The organism is Myxococcus sp. CA051A (genome assembly GCF_013336705.1).
Classification (GTDB): domain Bacteria; phylum Myxococcota; class Myxococcia; order Myxococcales; family Myxococcaceae; genus Myxococcus; species Myxococcus llanfairpwllgwyngyllgogerychwyrndrobwllllantysiliogogogochensis.
This window is the reverse complement of sequence record NZ_JABUMS010000010.1, coordinates 171,554-185,313: the sequence shown is the minus strand read 5'-3', so window position 1 is coordinate 185,313 and position 13,760 is coordinate 171,554. Positions and strand designations below refer to the sequence as shown.

General features: G+C 69.7%; 16 protein-coding genes. 8 read left to right on the top strand and 8 right to left on the bottom strand.

Annotation, left to right across the window (positions count from 1 at the left end; genetic code table 11):
• Positions 1–27 precede the first annotated feature (27 nt).
• Complete coding sequence (locus tag HUA74_RS27740) at positions 28–444, bottom strand: SgcJ/EcaC family oxidoreductase (RefSeq protein ID WP_174456960.1); 417 nt, start codon at positions 442–444, stop codon at positions 28–30.
• Positions 445–719: 275 nt separating this feature from the next.
• Between HUA74_RS27740 and HUA74_RS27735 the strand changes: the two genes are divergently transcribed.
• Entirely contained in the window at positions 720–1,805 is a 1,086-nt protein-coding gene (locus HUA74_RS27735) for an aldo/keto reductase (RefSeq protein ID WP_141648242.1), read from the top strand.
• Positions 1,806–2,117: 312 nt separating this feature from the next.
• Entirely contained in the window at positions 2,118–4,082 is a 1,965-nt protein-coding gene (locus tag HUA74_RS27730) for an AgmX/PglI C-terminal domain-containing protein (RefSeq protein WP_174456959.1), read from the top strand.
• Positions 4,083–4,101: 19 nt separating this feature from the next.
• Here HUA74_RS27730 and HUA74_RS27725 read toward each other — a convergent pair whose 3' ends face one another.
• Entirely contained in the window at positions 4,102–5,526 is a 1,425-nt protein-coding gene (locus HUA74_RS27725) for an MATE family efflux transporter (RefSeq protein ID WP_141648240.1), read from the bottom strand.
• A gap of 208 nt (positions 5,527–5,734) precedes the next feature.
• On the opposite strand from HUA74_RS27725, the gene HUA74_RS27720 reads away from it, so the two are divergent.
• On the top strand, positions 5,735–6,067 hold the full coding sequence (locus tag HUA74_RS27720) for a hypothetical protein (RefSeq protein ID WP_141648239.1): 333 nt from the start codon (positions 5,735–5,737) through the stop codon (positions 6,065–6,067).
• On the opposite strand, the gene pdxA is transcribed toward HUA74_RS27720, so the two are convergent.
• From pdxA to HUA74_RS27695, 5 genes are all read right to left on the bottom strand, one after another.
• Entirely contained in the window at positions 5,991–7,016 is a 1,026-nt protein-coding gene (pdxA, locus tag HUA74_RS27715; RefSeq protein WP_174456958.1) for a 4-hydroxythreonine-4-phosphate dehydrogenase PdxA, read from the bottom strand. The genes HUA74_RS27720 and pdxA overlap by 77 nt on opposite strands.
• A 33-nt stretch (positions 7,017–7,049) precedes the next feature.
• Entirely contained in the window at positions 7,050–8,018 is a 969-nt protein-coding gene (locus tag HUA74_RS27710) for a peptidylprolyl isomerase (protein ID WP_174456957.1), read from the bottom strand.
• A 61-nt stretch (positions 8,019–8,079) separates the two neighbouring features.
• Positions 8,080–9,069: a peptidyl-prolyl cis-trans isomerase gene (locus HUA74_RS27705; RefSeq protein WP_141648236.1), complete on the bottom strand. Its 990-nt coding sequence runs from the start codon at positions 9,067–9,069 to the stop codon at positions 8,080–8,082.
• 74 nt (positions 9,070–9,143) lie between these two features.
• Entirely contained in the window at positions 9,144–10,151 is a 1,008-nt protein-coding gene (locus HUA74_RS27700; RefSeq protein WP_174456956.1) for a peptidyl-prolyl cis-trans isomerase, read from the bottom strand.
• A gap of 70 nt (positions 10,152–10,221) precedes the next feature.
• The gene (locus HUA74_RS27695; RefSeq protein WP_141648244.1) at positions 10,222–11,241 is read right to left on the bottom strand and encodes an alpha/beta fold hydrolase; all 1,020 of its coding nucleotides are present in this window, start codon (positions 11,239–11,241) and stop codon (positions 10,222–10,224) included.
• Positions 11,242–11,387: 146 nt separating this feature from the next.
• On the opposite strand from HUA74_RS27695, the gene HUA74_RS27690 reads away from it, so the two are divergent.
• The 3 genes from HUA74_RS27690 to HUA74_RS27680 all read left to right on the top strand — a co-directional run bounded on the left by HUA74_RS27690 (position 11,388) and on the right by HUA74_RS27680 (position 12,563).
• On the top strand, positions 11,388–11,699 hold the full coding sequence (locus tag HUA74_RS27690) for a CBS domain-containing protein (RefSeq protein ID WP_141648234.1): 312 nt from the start codon (positions 11,388–11,390) through the stop codon (positions 11,697–11,699).
• A gap of 29 nt (positions 11,700–11,728) precedes the next feature.
• A complete protein-coding gene (locus tag HUA74_RS27685) occupies positions 11,729–12,025 on the top strand; it encodes a GIY-YIG nuclease family protein (protein ID WP_141648233.1) in 297 nt (98 codons plus the stop codon).
• A 166-nt stretch (positions 12,026–12,191) separates the two neighbouring features.
• Positions 12,192–12,563, top strand: a complete 372-nt coding sequence (locus tag HUA74_RS27680; protein ID WP_174456955.1) for a hypothetical protein — start codon at positions 12,192–12,194, stop codon at positions 12,561–12,563.
• 18 nt (positions 12,564–12,581) lie between these two features.
• On the opposite strand, the gene HUA74_RS27675 is transcribed toward HUA74_RS27680, so the two are convergent.
• The gene (locus HUA74_RS27675; protein ID WP_141648232.1) at positions 12,582–12,899 is read right to left on the bottom strand and encodes a hypothetical protein; all 318 of its coding nucleotides are present in this window, start codon (positions 12,897–12,899) and stop codon (positions 12,582–12,584) included.
• Between the two features lie 88 nt (positions 12,900–12,987).
• Between HUA74_RS27675 and HUA74_RS27670 the strand changes: the two genes are divergently transcribed.
• Positions 12,988–13,269, top strand: coding sequence for a hypothetical protein (locus HUA74_RS27670; RefSeq protein ID WP_141648231.1), 282 nt, complete (start codon positions 12,988–12,990; stop codon positions 13,267–13,269).
• 43 nt (positions 13,270–13,312) lie between these two features.
• Positions 13,313–13,753, top strand: a complete 441-nt coding sequence (locus HUA74_RS27665; protein WP_371817315.1) for a hypothetical protein — start codon at positions 13,313–13,315, stop codon at positions 13,751–13,753.
• The last annotated feature ends 7 nt before the right edge of the window (positions 13,754–13,760 follow it).

Genomic DNA, 13,760 nt, shown 5'->3' with positions numbered 1-13,760 from the left:
CGGGGAGGTGTGGGTGGGGCCCTGGGGTCAGTCGGGCGTGGCCTGGGTGGGCGGTGCGGGGAGGCTGTGCGCGAGGACGACCCACCAGCGGCCCTCGCGACGCTGGCACACGTCGGTGAAGTGCCCCACGTCGGAGACTTCGGTTCCATCGGGCAGTCGCACGCGGGCCCGCTGGGTGCCGGTGAGCACGCCGGTGTCGCCGAAGACGTGCGCGCGCACCGTCTCGGTTTCGACAGAGAGGAGGGTGCCGGGGATGGCGGCGATGTTGGCGAGGAACGCCGTGCGGTCCGTCTCCACGTCGCCCACGCCGCGAAAGACGAGGTCCTCCGCCATCAAGCCCTTCAGGGCCTGGGTGTCGCGGGCCTGGATGGCGCGGACGATGGACTCCTCGAGTGCCAGGAGGGCGCGGACGTCCTCCGTCTGGGAGGGGGTGTGGGGCGTCATGGGCGGTGGGCTCCTGAGGGCGCCAGGGTCGCGAGCACAGGCGGTCATCAGCGCGACGAGGGCGATGAAGGCGTGGCGTGGGGACACGGGCCGCGTTTGAGCATGTTCTTCCGGGGGAAGCCAGACAGAGGCGTTTGCTGTTCGTCAAACGCCTCGCGTCCGAGTGGCGGCGGCTCCCATGGACGCGATAGTCCACGCCCCCCTGCCCGCGTCTGCGCGTCGAGACTCCACCTCCGGCGGTGAGGGATGCCTTCGTCTTCCCTTGGGAGTCCTCCATGTCACTGAATGAGTACGTCACGCTGGGCCGTTCGGGTCTGCGGGTCAGCCCGCTGTGTCTGGGCACGATGACCTTCGGTACCGACCTGGGTTGGGGCAGCAGCGTCGAGGCGTCGAATGCCATCCTGGACCGCTTCCTCGAGCGGGGCGGCAACTTCCTCGACACGGCGAATGCATACACGCGAGGGCACTCGGAGAAAATCATCGGTGACCACCTGGGCCGGTATCCGAGCAGGCGGGACAGGGTGGTGATTGCGACCAAGTTCTTCAGCAGCCTCTTCCCGGGGGACCCGAATGGTGGTGGCGCGGGACGCAAGTCGTTGATGGCGCAGTGCGAGGAGTCGCTGCGCCGACTCCAGACGAGCTACATCGACCTGTACTGGATGCACTGCTGGGATGTGAATACGCCCATCGAGGAGACGATGCGCGGGCTCGACGACCTGGTGCGCTCCGGGAAGGTCCGTTACATCGGTATCTCGGATACACCGGCCTGGAAGGTGGCGCAGGCGCAGGTGACGGCGCACTTCCGGGGCTGGGCTCCGCTGGTGGCGTTGCAAATCGAGTACTCGTTGTTGGAGCGGACGGTGGAGGGGGAGCTGGTGCCCATGGCTCGGGAGCTGGGGTTGGGGGTGACGCCGTGGTCGCCGCTGAAGAGTGGCGTGCTCAGTGGAAAGTACACGCGGGAGAACGCGGGGAAGGTGAAGGCGGACCGGGGGGCGTGGGCGGAGAACTCGCTGACGGAGAAGACGTACAAGCTCATCGACGTGCTTCAGCGCATAGCGAAAGAGCAGGGCACCACGGTGGCGCGTGTGGCGCTGGCGTGGGTGCAGGGGCGGCCCGGTGTGACGTCCACCATCCTGGGTGCGCGCACGCTGGAGCAGCTCGACAACAACCTGGGTGCGCTGGAGGTGACGCTGAAGCCGGAGCAGGTGAAGGCGTTGGATGACGCGTCCAAGCCGACGCTCGATTTCCCGGCGGAGTTCCTTCAGGGCGCGCCCACGTTCATGCACGGCGGAGTTTCAGTGAACGGTGTCCCCGCGCCCGCGTGGCCCATGGCTCCGAAGTCCGACGAGGAGCGCTGGTAGTCGCTGGAGCGGGTGTGTTCGCGCGCGTGCTCGACGTGGGCCGCGCGCGTTGTCGCTGGTGAGGTGGCCACGCGTCGTGCGGTGTCGGTGCGCAGGAGTGGCGCGGCGCCGTATTTCGCGCGTGAGCGGTGAGACAGCGGACAGCGAACGCGTGCCACGGCGAAGAAACGTCTTGCGCGAGACAGTCACGCTGGCGTGAGCGGGACGCGTCCCTACGTTGCGAGCCCTGGCGCGGGAATGGCTGCGCGGTTGAGGGGAGGGTGTGTGGGCGAGCTTCTGTCAGGAGGCGACGAACAGTTCCGTACGCGGGGCATGAATCATCCCGAGGCGAATGGCTGTGAGCACGAGCAGTCGGGTGAGGCACTGAGTGTGACGGAGGCGCTGGACTGCGACCTCGACGCATATCTGGACCGAGAGCTCGCCATGGAGCCGGAAGTCGACGGCGACGGTGATGCAGCGCTCACGCCCACGCGCGAAGCCGCGGAGGACATGCGCGCGCTGCTGGACCTCGCGGAAGAGGAGACGCGGTGGATCTCCGAGTCGCCTCGGCCCGCGTTCTCCGACGCGGAGCCTGGTGAGTCCGTGTCCGAGTCCGCGCCCGTGGTGATTCCGGAGTGGATGCGCGCGAATCCGGAGGTGCCAGTCGCGGAGGCGGTGCGTCTGCCGTGGGGGCACTCCAAGGTGGTTCCGGTCAAGACGGCTCGCGGTGGTTCGTCCACGCAGGCGACGCCGCGGAAGAACACCGTGAGCGAGGTGCAGGGTCCGCTCAATCTTCAGCAGCAACCCTGGGGTATTCCCATGGTCCCGCCCGCGCAGCAGTGGAGCGGCCCGATGGCGCCCGGGCAGCAGCACGCCTGGGACGGCTCCATGGCGCCAGGGCAGCAGCACGCCTGGGGTGGCCCCGTGGCGGCGCCGACGGCGTCGAGTCGAGGCCGCGACGTGGTGTCTGGCGTCCTGCTCGGCGTCGCGGCGGTGGGCGTGGTCGCGGCGGGCATGCTCGTGGTCGCGAGCGTGCGCTTCTGGGAGCAAGGCGCGAGTTCCCCTTCGGTGAATGGCGTCGCGGGTACCTCGGCGCATCAGGGAGCCCTGGGTGCTTCGGCGCGGCAAGGGGTGGCGGGATCCGACGGCAGCGTCGGCTCCGTGGGCCAGCTCAACCGCGCGAGCAACTCGGGGGCGCTGGTCGGCGCGAACGCCTCGGGTCAGCTCAACAGTGCGAACAGCACGGGGGCGCTGGTCGGCGCGAACGCCTCGGGCCAACTCAACGGCGTGGGCAACGCAGGCGCGCTGGTCGACGCGAACACCTCGGGCCAACTCAATGGCGTGGGCAACGCAGGCGCGCTGGTCGGCGCGAACGTCTCGGGCCAGCTCAACAGCGCGAGCGCTTCGTGGCAGTTCGGCCAGACGGGTTCTTCGGTTGCCATGGGGTACTGGGCCATTCCTGGCCTCATGGCGGGCACGGCCTTCCCGGGTGTGGCCGATACCAACGCGATGAACCCCGTCGCCCCTCGGTACATGGGCCCCTACGTCTGGGCCCCTCCCGGAAGCATCAGCGACATCGCGAACGGGCTGCACGCGCAAGGTGCGTCCACGGACCCGGCTCGCGCCCTCACGTCCTTCTCGGTCCCGAGCGGCGCGGACCTGATGGCCCGCCGTGACACCCTGGCTGTGAAGTCCGGCGAGCGGAGCATCCGAACCGAGAGCGCGCCCACGACTCGCGCTCCCGTGAGCACGACTCCCACCCAGAGTGTCGCGGAGGCCTCCTCGGGCGCGGTGATGGAGATGACCTTCGAGGAGCCCGACTCCGACGAGCAGACGACCTCCGCTCCGGCGGACACCACGGACGACCCCGATGGCGCGACCAGCACCGAGTCGGAGCTGGACGAGGAGTTCGCGCGAGAGCTCGGCTTCACCGAAGACGGCGAGGAGCGCGCCGCCTCCGAGTCCACCGTCGCGCGGACCGTGTACGTCCCGCCCGCGCTCGACGCGAAGGAGCACCTCACGCCCGAGGACGTGAAGCAGGTGGTGGTCTCCAATCAGCCCGCCATCACCGCGTGCCTGCGCCAGCATGCCGCGGACACGTCGGTGCAGAAGGACGGGCGCTTCGTGGTGCGCTGGTCCGTGTTGCCGAGCGGTGAGGCGACGAGCGTCGCCATGGACACGCAGGCGCTGCGCGCCACGCCGCTCGCCGGCTGCATCGAGGGCGTGGTGCGCGGCTGGAAGTTCCCCGTGCACACGGTCCGCATGCAGGAGCCCATCCGCTTCCCGTTCGTCTTCTAGCCCAAGAGGGCGGGGCCGCTCAGGCCTCGCCTGTCTCGTGTCCGAAGACGTCGCCCGGGTTGGGCGTGGTGGGGCCCTCGGGCGCCTTCTTGACCAGGGGGCGCCGCCACCGGCCGGAGAAGTAGTAGGCCATGCTGACCACCAGCGACACGCCGAAGCTCAAGGCCATCGCAATCCACACACCCGTCACGCTGCCCATGCGGCGCGACAGCCAGTACGCCACCGGCACCCGCACCACCCAGAGGCTCACCAGCGAGAAAATCGTCGTCATCAACGTGCGTCCCGCGCCGTTGATGATGCCGTTGCTCACGAAGATGAGCGCGAACAGGACGTACGTCCCTCCCACGATGTGCAGGTACGTGACGCCCGGCCCGATGACCGCCGGGTCCGAGACGAAGATGCGCAGCAGCGCCTCCGGGAACGACACGGCCACCGCCGAGATGACCAGGGTGATGCCTCCGCTGAACAGGCACCCCCACTTGAAGATCTCCTGCACGCGGTCGTAACGGCCCGCCCCCAGGTTCTGTCCGGCCAGCGTGGACACGGCCATGCCGAACGTCATCGCTGGCATGAAGGCAATCTGGTCGATGCGCGAGGCCGCGCCGAACGCCGCCGTGGACACCTCGCCGAAGCCGTTGACCAGTCCCGTCACGAACACCATGCCGATGGACACGAGCGACTGCTGCACAGCGGCCGGCACGCCGATGCGCAGCGTCTTCCAGGTGGTGGGCCCCAGGTGCGCCAGCCGTGGCCTGCGCGGCGCGACGGGGACATCCTTCATGCGCAGATAGATGAGCAGCGTGATGAGCGCCAGCAGCTGCGATACCACCGTGGCCCAGGCCGTGCCGTTCAATCCCAGCTTGGGCAACCCGAGCCAGCCGAACATCAGCACCGGGTCCAGCACCGTGGTGAGCAGGACGGAGCCCGCCTGGAAATACAGCGGCGTCTTCGAGTCACCCACGCCCTGCAGCAGGCTGCGCGTGAGGAACAATCCGAAGCCCAGGGGCATCGACAACAGGAAGATGCGCAGGTAGCTGACGGACTCCGCATGGATTTCCGGCGGCGTGTCCATCAGCGTGAGGATGGTCGGCGCCAGCCACTCGCCCAGCAGCGTGAGCACCACGCCCAGCGAGTAGATGAGCACCGTGGAGCTGTCGACCACCTTGCGCAGCTCGTCCATCCTCCGGGCGCCGTAGTTCTGCGACACCAGGATGCTCGTCGCCATGGTGAGGCCCATGCCGATGGAGAACAGGACGAAGACGACGGGGAAGCTCACCGTCACCACCGCCAGCGCCTCGGTGCCCAGGAACCGGCCCACCCAGATGGCGTTGATGAAGCTGTATGCCGTTTGAAGGAAGCTCCCCATCAACATCGGGATGGAGAAGGCCACCAGGTGTCGGGGGATGCTGCCTGTCGTCAGGTCTCTGCCGAAAGGCGCCTTCATGACCTGCGACTCGTGTTTCTGATTCCCATCGAAAAGTCCCTCAAGGTCGGCCCTCACCCGTGCATGGGCCGTGGAAGGAACTCGCCAGGAACCTGAGGTTCAACGCGGATCCAGGAGGGTGACGTCGTCTTTCCGGGTGTGGGCGCCCCTCGGCACCCGCGCTCCAGCTTACGGCGGCGGAGTCTCATCCGCCTTATGTTTCCAGGCGATGCGCACACCCCCTCCACCCGAGGCCGCACCGGACTCCCAGCCAACCGAGCTGCACGTCTGCCACAACTGCTCGGTGCGCCTGGACCCTCGCCTGGGGGGCGTGGATCTGCCGCGCCGCATCCGGGAAGCCGTGGCCGCGCGGGGCCTGGGACCGAGCACCCGCGTGTTCTCCTCGGGCTGTCTGGGCGAATGCCCGCTCGACAAGGTCAGCGTGCTGGTGATTCCTCCGAGCGGCGTGGGCTCCGAGGTGAAGCTCATCGACGCGGAGAAGGACGGCGAGGACCTGGCCGACCACCTCGCGCGGGAGGCCGAGCGAGCTGCGCGGCCTTGAGCAGCGCCTCCGCCATGGGCACGCAGCTCGCCTGCCCCTTGCCGGCAATCGCGTAGGCCGTGCCGTGGTCCGGCGAGGTGCGCGGCACCGGCAGTCCCAGCGTCACGTTGACGGTGCGCTCGAAGTCGAGCGCCTTCGCGGGGATGAGTCCCTGGTCGTGGTACATCGCCAGCACCGCGTCGTACCGCGCGCCCACTTCATCGGGTCTCGCGAAGAGGCCGTCCGCCGGAATCGGCCCGTGTGCATCGACTTTCGCCGCGCGCGCCTTGCGGATGGCGGGACCAATCACCTCCACCTCCTCGCGCCCCAACAGGCCCCCTTCGCCCGCGTGAGGATTCAGCCCGAGCACGGCGATGCGAGGCCTGCGTCCCACCACCACGGGCGCGAGGCTGCGTGACAAGAGCTTGAGCCGCGCGGTGAGGCCCTCCACGGTGAGCAGCTTGGACAGCGCGGAGATGGGGACGTGGTTGGTGGCCAGGGCGATGCGCACGCGCGGCCCGTCCATCATCATCATGACGTCCACGCCAAAGGCCTCCGCCAGCACCTCGGTGTGGCCCATGAAGGGAATGCCCGCGCGCGAAATCCCCTCCTTGGACACCGGCGCAGTGCACAGCGCGTCCACGTGTCCCGCGCGCATGGCGTCAATCGCCGCCGTCACGTACGCGTACTGCGCGCGGCCTCCCTCGCGCGAGGGCTTGCCCGGGACGCGGTCCTTGGCCGCCAACTGAGTCACGACCACCACGGTGGGGGACTCGACGCGGCCCAGGGCGGAGGGCTCCACGCGCGCATGGCGGCGGAAGAAGGGGAAGCGCTCCAGCGTGGGCCCATCCCCGAAGACGACGGGGATGAGCGCGCGACGCACGGCGGGGAGCGCCAGGGCCGCGGCCGTCACCTCCGGCCCGATGCCCGACACATCACCCAGGGAGATACCGACGAGGGGGAGGCTCACGGTGGCGAGCATCCCCCGCGTGGGGACGACAGGCTACATCTTCACGTCGATGCTGGCCTTCTGCTTCAGCTCCGTGACGTACTGGTCCAGGAACTTGTCCGTCTTCTCCTGGAGCAGCTTCCCCTCCAGCTTCGGACGCATCTCCTCGTACGTCGTCGCGGCGACGGAGCGGCGCTCCTCCACCTTCAGGATGTGCCAGCCGAAGTTGGTGCGCACCGGCTCGCTGACGTCGCCATCCTTGAGGTTGAAGGCGACCTTCTCGAACGCCTGCACCATGACGCCGCGCTTGAACCAGCCCAAATCTCCGCCATCCGCGGCGCTGGGGCCCTCGCTGCGCGCGCGCGCCAGGGCGGAGAAGTCCATGCCCTCGCGACGGGCCTCCTGGGCAATGCCCTCCGCCTTCTTGCGCGCGGCGGCCACCTGCTCCTCGGTGGCCTTCGGGTCCACGGCGACCAGGATGTGGCGCGCGTGGACTTCCATGTCCTCGCTCTCCGCGCGGGCGTACTGGTTGTAGGCGGCCTTGAGGTCCTCCTCGGTGACCTTCACCTTGGGGCCCACCTTCATGCGCAGGAGCCGGTCCCGGAGGATGCGCTTGCGCAGCATGTCCCGGTACGTGGTCATCGTCAGGCCCTCGGCGACGAGCACCTGCTCGAACTGCGCCGGGTCCGTGATGTTGTTCTGCTTGCGCACGTCATTGACGAGCTCGTCCACCTCGCCCTCGGTCGCGGAGATGCCCATCTCCGTGATTTCGGCCTCCATCAGCTTCTCGCCGATGAGGGTGTCGAGCGCCGTCTTCATGAGCTGCGCGCGCTGCTCGGCGCGCTTGCGCGGGTCGGGGTCATTGAGGCGCGACACCTCCGGCGCCGCGCGCTGCTGAACCTCCGACAGTGCGATGACGTCGCGGTTCACCACCGCGGCCACCTTGTCCACCAGCTCCGCGCGCGCCGACGTGGCGCCCCCCAGGAGCGCCGCCGCAGCGACGAATGCCACCAGCTTCTTCATTCCGTGCATCCTTCCGCACCACACCGGGCCCGTCCAACAGTCCGCCGGGCCCACGATTCCGTCACTTCGCTGCCTGCGGGAGTGCCGCGGGCTGTCCGCGGATGGCCTGCAGCGTGGTCTCATTCACCTGGACCTGCGCCTTGTCCCGCAGTTCCTTCTCGAAGGCGTCCTGCGCCTCCGTGCGCTTCTGCTCCATCAACTTCGCTTCCACCCACTGACGCGCCTCGGCGAAGTCCCGCTTCCGCGCGGGCTTGCGCTCCAGCACCTTGAACAGGTGGTAGCCGTACTCGGTGGACACCACGTCCGAAACCTGCCCGACCCCGAGCTTGAATACCACTTCGTCGAAGGCGGGCGGCATCTGTCCTCGGGGGAAGAACCCCAGGTCGCCCCCCACCTTGGCGTCCGCGCTCAGCGAGTACCTGCGCGCCAGGTCCGAGAACTTCTTGCCCGACTTGAGCTGCGTCTGGAGCCGCCGGGCCTCGTCCAGGCCCTTCACCACGATTTGCGCGGCGTGCACCTGCTCGCTCTCGTTCAGCTCGGCCTCGTGCGCCGCGTAGTACGCGCGCAGCTCCTCCTCCGTCACCCCCACGCGGGCGTAGACGTGGCTGGCGAAGAGCTTTTCGATGGTCAGCCGGCTGGCCTCGCGCGCGCGCAGCTCCGACATGGACAGCTGGCCCTGGGCGAGCACCTCGTTGAAGTTGCCCGCCGGGTAGTCGCCCGACAGCCGCAGCACGCCCCGGTCCACCTCTTCCGGGGTGACGGTGACGTTGTTCTTCCGCGCCGCCTGGAGCAGCAGCATCCGGTGGATGTACGTGTCCAGCAGCGTGCGCTTGAAGGGCTCGATTTCCTCCGGCGTGCGCTGGGAGGCCTCCGTGGAGGCCAGCTCCCGGCCCAGCTCCTGCTCGAAGTCCACGCGGGAGAGGACCTCGCCATTCACGGTGGCCACCACCGTGTCGTCGGGCGTCAGTTTGACGGGCGTGTTGCACCCCTGACTCAGCGCCAGGGCGAGCACCAGGGACAGCAGGGGAGCGCGGGTGGGAGAAAGACGCATGCGCGGAGTCCTGGGGGAAGGGTGGGGGCGACTCCCAAAGGTGGGGATGGCCCCCCAAGCTGGCAAGCGGGCCCTCATGGCGCGGGCACCGTGCCCGGCAGCGGGCTCGACGGCTTGCGCATGGGGGCCTGGACGTCCACTGGCACCCGGGCCAGCGCGTCCGTGTCGACCGACAGCGACAACTGCTTCTCCACGCGCGCCAGGTACTCGCCCCACGCGCGGGTGCGCTTCTCGCCTTCCAGGCGCACGCGCAACTCCTCGCGCACGTCGTCCAGCGAGAGGTCCAGCGCGGGCCTGCGCGCGCGCAGCTTGAGCACGTGGAGCCCCGTGTCGGTCCGCACCACACCGCTCAGCTCGCCCTCGGTCTTCAGGGCGCGAGCGGCCTGGGCGACCTCGGCTCCGTACTCGCGCGCGAGCGCCTCGTCGGAGAGAAAGCGCATGTCGCCATCCAGCGGCGCGGTGCGCGGCTCCTGGCTGTGCTCGCGCGCCAGCTTCCCGAAGCCCCCGAAGTCCTCCGCCGGAAGCGCCTTCGCCTGGGCGAGCAGGGCCTGTGCCTCACCCTTCGCGGCGCTCTCCCGGGCGGCATCGGCCCGCGGCGCGGCGAGGAAGACATGGGACAGGCGCAGGGCCTCCGGGCGCACGAAGTCGTCCTTGCGCGCGGCATAGGCTTCCGCCAGCTCCGCGTCGGTGACAGTCACTCGCGCCTCTTCCAGTCGCGAGCGCATCAGCCGGCCCACCAGCGCGCGCCGCGTGGCCTCCACCACCTCGGGGTCGTCCTGGAGTCCCTGGGCGAGCGCGTCGCGCACCAGCAAATCAAACCGGGCCAGCGACTCCACGTACTCACGCCGGGCGCGGGGCTCCACGTAGCGCTCGCGCAGCGCGGGGCTCATCTCCAGGAAGCGCTCGGTCAGCTCCTCCGCCGTCACGGCATCGCCGCTCCAGCGCGCCACCGCCCGTCCGTCCGTCCGTCGCGTGTGGCGCAGGTCCATCACCGCCTGCCCGGCGGGCACCTCGCCCGGGGCCTTCCCGCACGCGGCGGGCGCCAGCAGGGCGAGGGTGAGGAGGCGGGGGGACAGACTCATGGGGAGGGGCTTCCGGGTAGCACGCCAAGGGGGCCCGGACAACCCGGAGTCCCGTCGCCTGTGTGCCGTCTCACGGCCGGGTGGCGTGCGCGGAGAGGAACGCCTCCACCAGGGGGAAGATTTCGTCCGGTGCCCGGCGGCCCAGCACCAGGTCGGCATGCCCGTAGTCCGCGCCGAAGCCGTGCCCTCGCCCGGCCACGAGGAACTTCACCGGGCCCCCCAGCGCCTCCTTCGCCCGCGCCACCGACATGGGCGGGGCCAGGAGGTCCTTGCTGCCCGCCAGGAGCAGGACGGGAATCTTCACCCCCGCCAGGGACTCGCGGTAGTCGAAGCCCCCGTCGTACGTGGTGAAGCGGTTGGTGGAAATCCAGCGGGCGAACTGGCGGCCCACGCCGCCGGAGATGTTGGCCGGCACGTTGGCCAGCGCGCGCCGCACGACCTCCGGCTCCATGTTCTCCGCCAGCATCATGTACCGGCTCAGCGGGCCCGGCGGCGCGCCCAGCAGCGCGATGCTGGTGACTCGGCCGGTGGGGATGACCTTCAGCCGCAAGAGCGGCTCCACGCGCTGGATGAAGGTGCGAAGCCCCGGTTGCACCGCGAAGGTGAAGGGGCTGCCCAGAATCGCCGCGGCCCGCACCGGGGCCTGCGGGTTCTTGGCCAGGTGGGCGTACAGCGTGAGGCCACCCTTGGAATGCCCCACCCAGAGCACTTCCTTCGCCCCCGTGGACACCACGGTGCGCAGGGCGGTGCGCACGTCGTGCTCCGCCTGGTCGTCGAAGTTGAAGTCCGAGCAGTCGCCCGCCAGCCCCCGCCCGCGCAGCTCCAGCACCCACGTCTCGAAGCCCGCCCGCGCCAGGTAGCGCGCCATGCTGTAGTGCTCGTCGAAGTCCAGGTGGAAGCGGTTGGCGCCCAGCCCGTGGCAGAGGATGACGGGCTCCGCGTACCGGCGCTCTCCCCGAGCGTGGTAGCGCCCCATGGCGATGGCCGCGCCGTCGTCCGTGGGCACCCGGTACAGCTCGTCCGGGCGGAACGTCAGCGTCAGCAACCCCTCTTTTCCCCGGCTCATCGTCCGCGAGAAGAGGTCCGCCATCCGCCCCAGCCGCGCCACCTGTCTCCGTGTCACCCCCCCACTCTAAGCCGGTCCGCCGCCCGTTGCCGTGTCCATTGCTGGGTGGTCATCCCTGCCGGCAGGGCCGTTGCAAGGAGATGTAGGTATAACGGTCCGGAGGAAACTGGATGCGGCAAAACAGGGCAATCAAGGAAGCTTTGTCGTCCTTCATCGCCACCGTTTTTCCCACAGACACCCTCCTGCGTGCCCTGAGAGTGATGGAGCGGCACCAGGTGCAGCTGTTGGGCGTGGTGGGGGAAGGGGGAGGCTTGCTGGGGCTGGTGAGTGAGGCGCACATCCTCGCGGCCTGGGGAGATCCGCTGGCGCCCGTGTCGGAGGTCATGGCGCGGGTAGGGCTGCCGGGCGGAAGGAGGCGACTGTCCCTGCGCCTGCCGCGCTTCTGCCTGCGGCGTGGGGGGCGGATGCGTCCGGCGACCTGATGCGGCGGGCAGGCCGTGGGAGCGGTACAATGCCGCCCCCCGTGCCGGACGACCTTCCCCGCTGGACTGTCTACATGCTGCGTTGCCGAGACGGCTCGCTCTACACTGGCGCCACCAATGACCTGGAACGGCGCGTGGCCACTCACGGACGCGGACGCGGCGCGGCCTACACCCGGGCGCGATTGCCCGTCACCCTCGTCTGGAGCGAGGCCGCCGAGGACCGCGGCGCCGCCCTGCGACGGGAGGCCGCCATCAAACGCCTCACCCGGGGCGACAAGCTGCTGCTCGTGTCCGCCGCTCGGCCCCCGCGACGCCGCGGACGCTGAGCCGGTTCCCTCGTCATACCGGCGTGCGGGGATGACCGTTGGTGGGCGACCCTTCGCGCCGCCATCTGTCATCATCCTGGAATCCGGGTCTTTTGTGTCGGGTCCCTCGATACCCGAACGCGGTGTCGCGCGTTACCGTGGGACCATTCTTCACAGGGGGCAGTCCATGCTTCGGTCGCTTTCAGGAGTCTTCGCCGCACTGGTCATCTTGGCCCTGGGGTGTGGCCGGGTGGTCAACCATCCACCGGATGTCAGTGCGGGGCCGATTCCGAGCCCGAAGACGGTGGAGCCCGGGGGCGTCGTGCAGCTCGTGTTCGAGGTGCAGGACCCCGATGGTGACGAGATGGAGTACGTCTGGACGCAGAACCCCGCGGAGCCCGCGGGTCACTTCAGCGACTCCCACTCGCGCACCCCGACCTGGACGGCTCCGGAGGGCGTGAAGGAGCCGACGCACTTCCTGCTGCAGGTCAACGTGATGGACAGCGGGGGCGGCGGCGTGCTGGGCACGACGCCTTCCGTGCTGGTGCGCGTGCCGTAGTCGGCCGGGAAGGTCCCTTCAGGGCGCGGTCTGGGACGGTGCGGCCGGAGGCGGCGTCTGGGCCTCCTGCTCGCGGGCCTTCCGGTTGCCGCGGAGGGTGAAGAGGATGCCCAGCGCCAGGAAGGCGGCGGCGCCGATGCCGGCGCCAATGGTCTGCCAGGTGAGCAGGTCCGAGCTGACGTTGCGGACCACCTGGGGCAGGTTGCACATCGTCTGGGTCGCCAGGGGCGTCTCGTTGTACCAGCCGATGAAGTGGGGACCGGCCCAGGACGCGACGAGGATGCCCAGCAGGGTACCCGCGAGGACGAAGTTGAGCAGTGTCTTGGCGGCGTTCATGCGCAATCACCTCGGCAGGGGGACGACAGGCCGTGCTTAGTATGTGCACGACGCCCTGGCCAGGGGTGGAACGTGTTAAGGGGAGGGCGTGCCGCTGCTCCCGCTCGCCATCCTGTCCAGTCTCGTCGCCCTGGTGTGCGCCGCCTTCCTCATCGTCCATGCCTTCCGCCGCAGCGTGGGCACGGGAGTGATGGTGCTGCTCATCCCCTGCTACGCGTTCTTCTACGCGTTCAGCCAGTTCGAGCACCGGCACAAGGGGCTCATCGTCGCGGGCTTCGTGTCCTGCACGGTGCTGTCGGCCGTGTTCCTGGGCCTGGGCTCGCACGCGCTGACGGCGCTGACGGCGCGCGTTCCTCCGCCGGGCTTCTGAGGCGTCGCTTCGCCGTGCGCTCGCCCGACGCCAGGGTGTCGTGGTGACGGTGGAAAGCACGGCCGCCCTGTGCGCGCGCCACGCGGAGGTCTCCGCGGTGGCCACCTGTACGCGCTGCGGAAGCTTCCTGTGCGGGGAGTGTCTGGAGCTCTTCGGCGAGTCCGCCTTCTGCGAGCCGTGTGTGTCGTTGCGGCGCAAGGACGGGCCCGCGTCGCGGGCGGCCTGGGGCGCGCTGGGGCTCGGGGTGCTGGGACTGTTGGTCTTGCCGTGTACCCTGGCGATGCCGCTGCCGCCGCTGGTGGCGGGCGTGGGCAGCGTGGTGCTGGGGATGCGGGAGGCGGGGCGCATCCGCCGGGGGGAGAGCCCCTCGAAGGGACAGGTTCCCGCGCGGGTCGCGTCCGTGCTCGGCTGGGTGACCCTGGGGTTCCTGTCCGCGTGGCTGCTGCTCTGGGGCTGGCTGTACTTCGCGGCGCCTGGCGTCTGACGCGGGC

Bases quoted from the DNA above. Each gene is read 5' to 3' on its own strand.
- HUA74_RS27695 (WP_141648244.1), bottom strand. From the start codon at position 11,241: ATGGCGGACCTCTTCTCGCGGACGATGAGCCGGGGAAAAGAGGGGTTG.
- HUA74_RS27675 (WP_141648232.1), bottom strand. From the start codon at position 12,899: ATGAACGCCGCCAAGACACTGCTCAACTTCGTCCTCGCGGGTACCCTG.
- HUA74_RS27680 (WP_174456955.1), top strand. From the start codon at position 12,192: ATGCTTCGGTCGCTTTCAGGAGTCTTCGCCGCACTGGTCATCTTGGCC.
- HUA74_RS27705 (WP_141648236.1), bottom strand. From the start codon at position 9,069: ATGCGTCTTTCTCCCACCCGCGCTCCCCTGCTGTCCCTGGTGCTCGCC.
- HUA74_RS27740 (WP_174456960.1), bottom strand. From the start codon at position 444: ATGACGCCCCACACCCCCTCCCAGACGGAGGACGTCCGCGCCCTCCTG.
- HUA74_RS27700 (WP_174456956.1), bottom strand. From the start codon at position 10,151: ATGAGTCTGTCCCCCCGCCTCCTCACCCTCGCCCTGCTGGCGCCCGCC.
- HUA74_RS27710 (WP_174456957.1), bottom strand. From the start codon at position 8,018: ATGAAGAAGCTGGTGGCATTCGTCGCTGCGGCGGCGCTCCTGGGGGGC.
- HUA74_RS27720 (WP_141648239.1), top strand. From the start codon at position 5,735: ATGCGCACACCCCCTCCACCCGAGGCCGCACCGGACTCCCAGCCAACC.
- HUA74_RS27685 (WP_141648233.1), top strand. From the start codon at position 11,729: ATGCCGCCCCCCGTGCCGGACGACCTTCCCCGCTGGACTGTCTACATG.
- HUA74_RS27735 (WP_141648242.1), top strand. From the start codon at position 720: ATGTCACTGAATGAGTACGTCACGCTGGGCCGTTCGGGTCTGCGGGTC.
- HUA74_RS27690 (WP_141648234.1), top strand. From the start codon at position 11,388: ATGCGGCAAAACAGGGCAATCAAGGAAGCTTTGTCGTCCTTCATCGCC.
- HUA74_RS27730 (WP_174456959.1), top strand. From the start codon at position 2,118: ATGAATCATCCCGAGGCGAATGGCTGTGAGCACGAGCAGTCGGGTGAG.
- HUA74_RS27725 (WP_141648240.1), bottom strand. From the start codon at position 5,526: ATGAAGGCGCCTTTCGGCAGAGACCTGACGACAGGCAGCATCCCCCGA.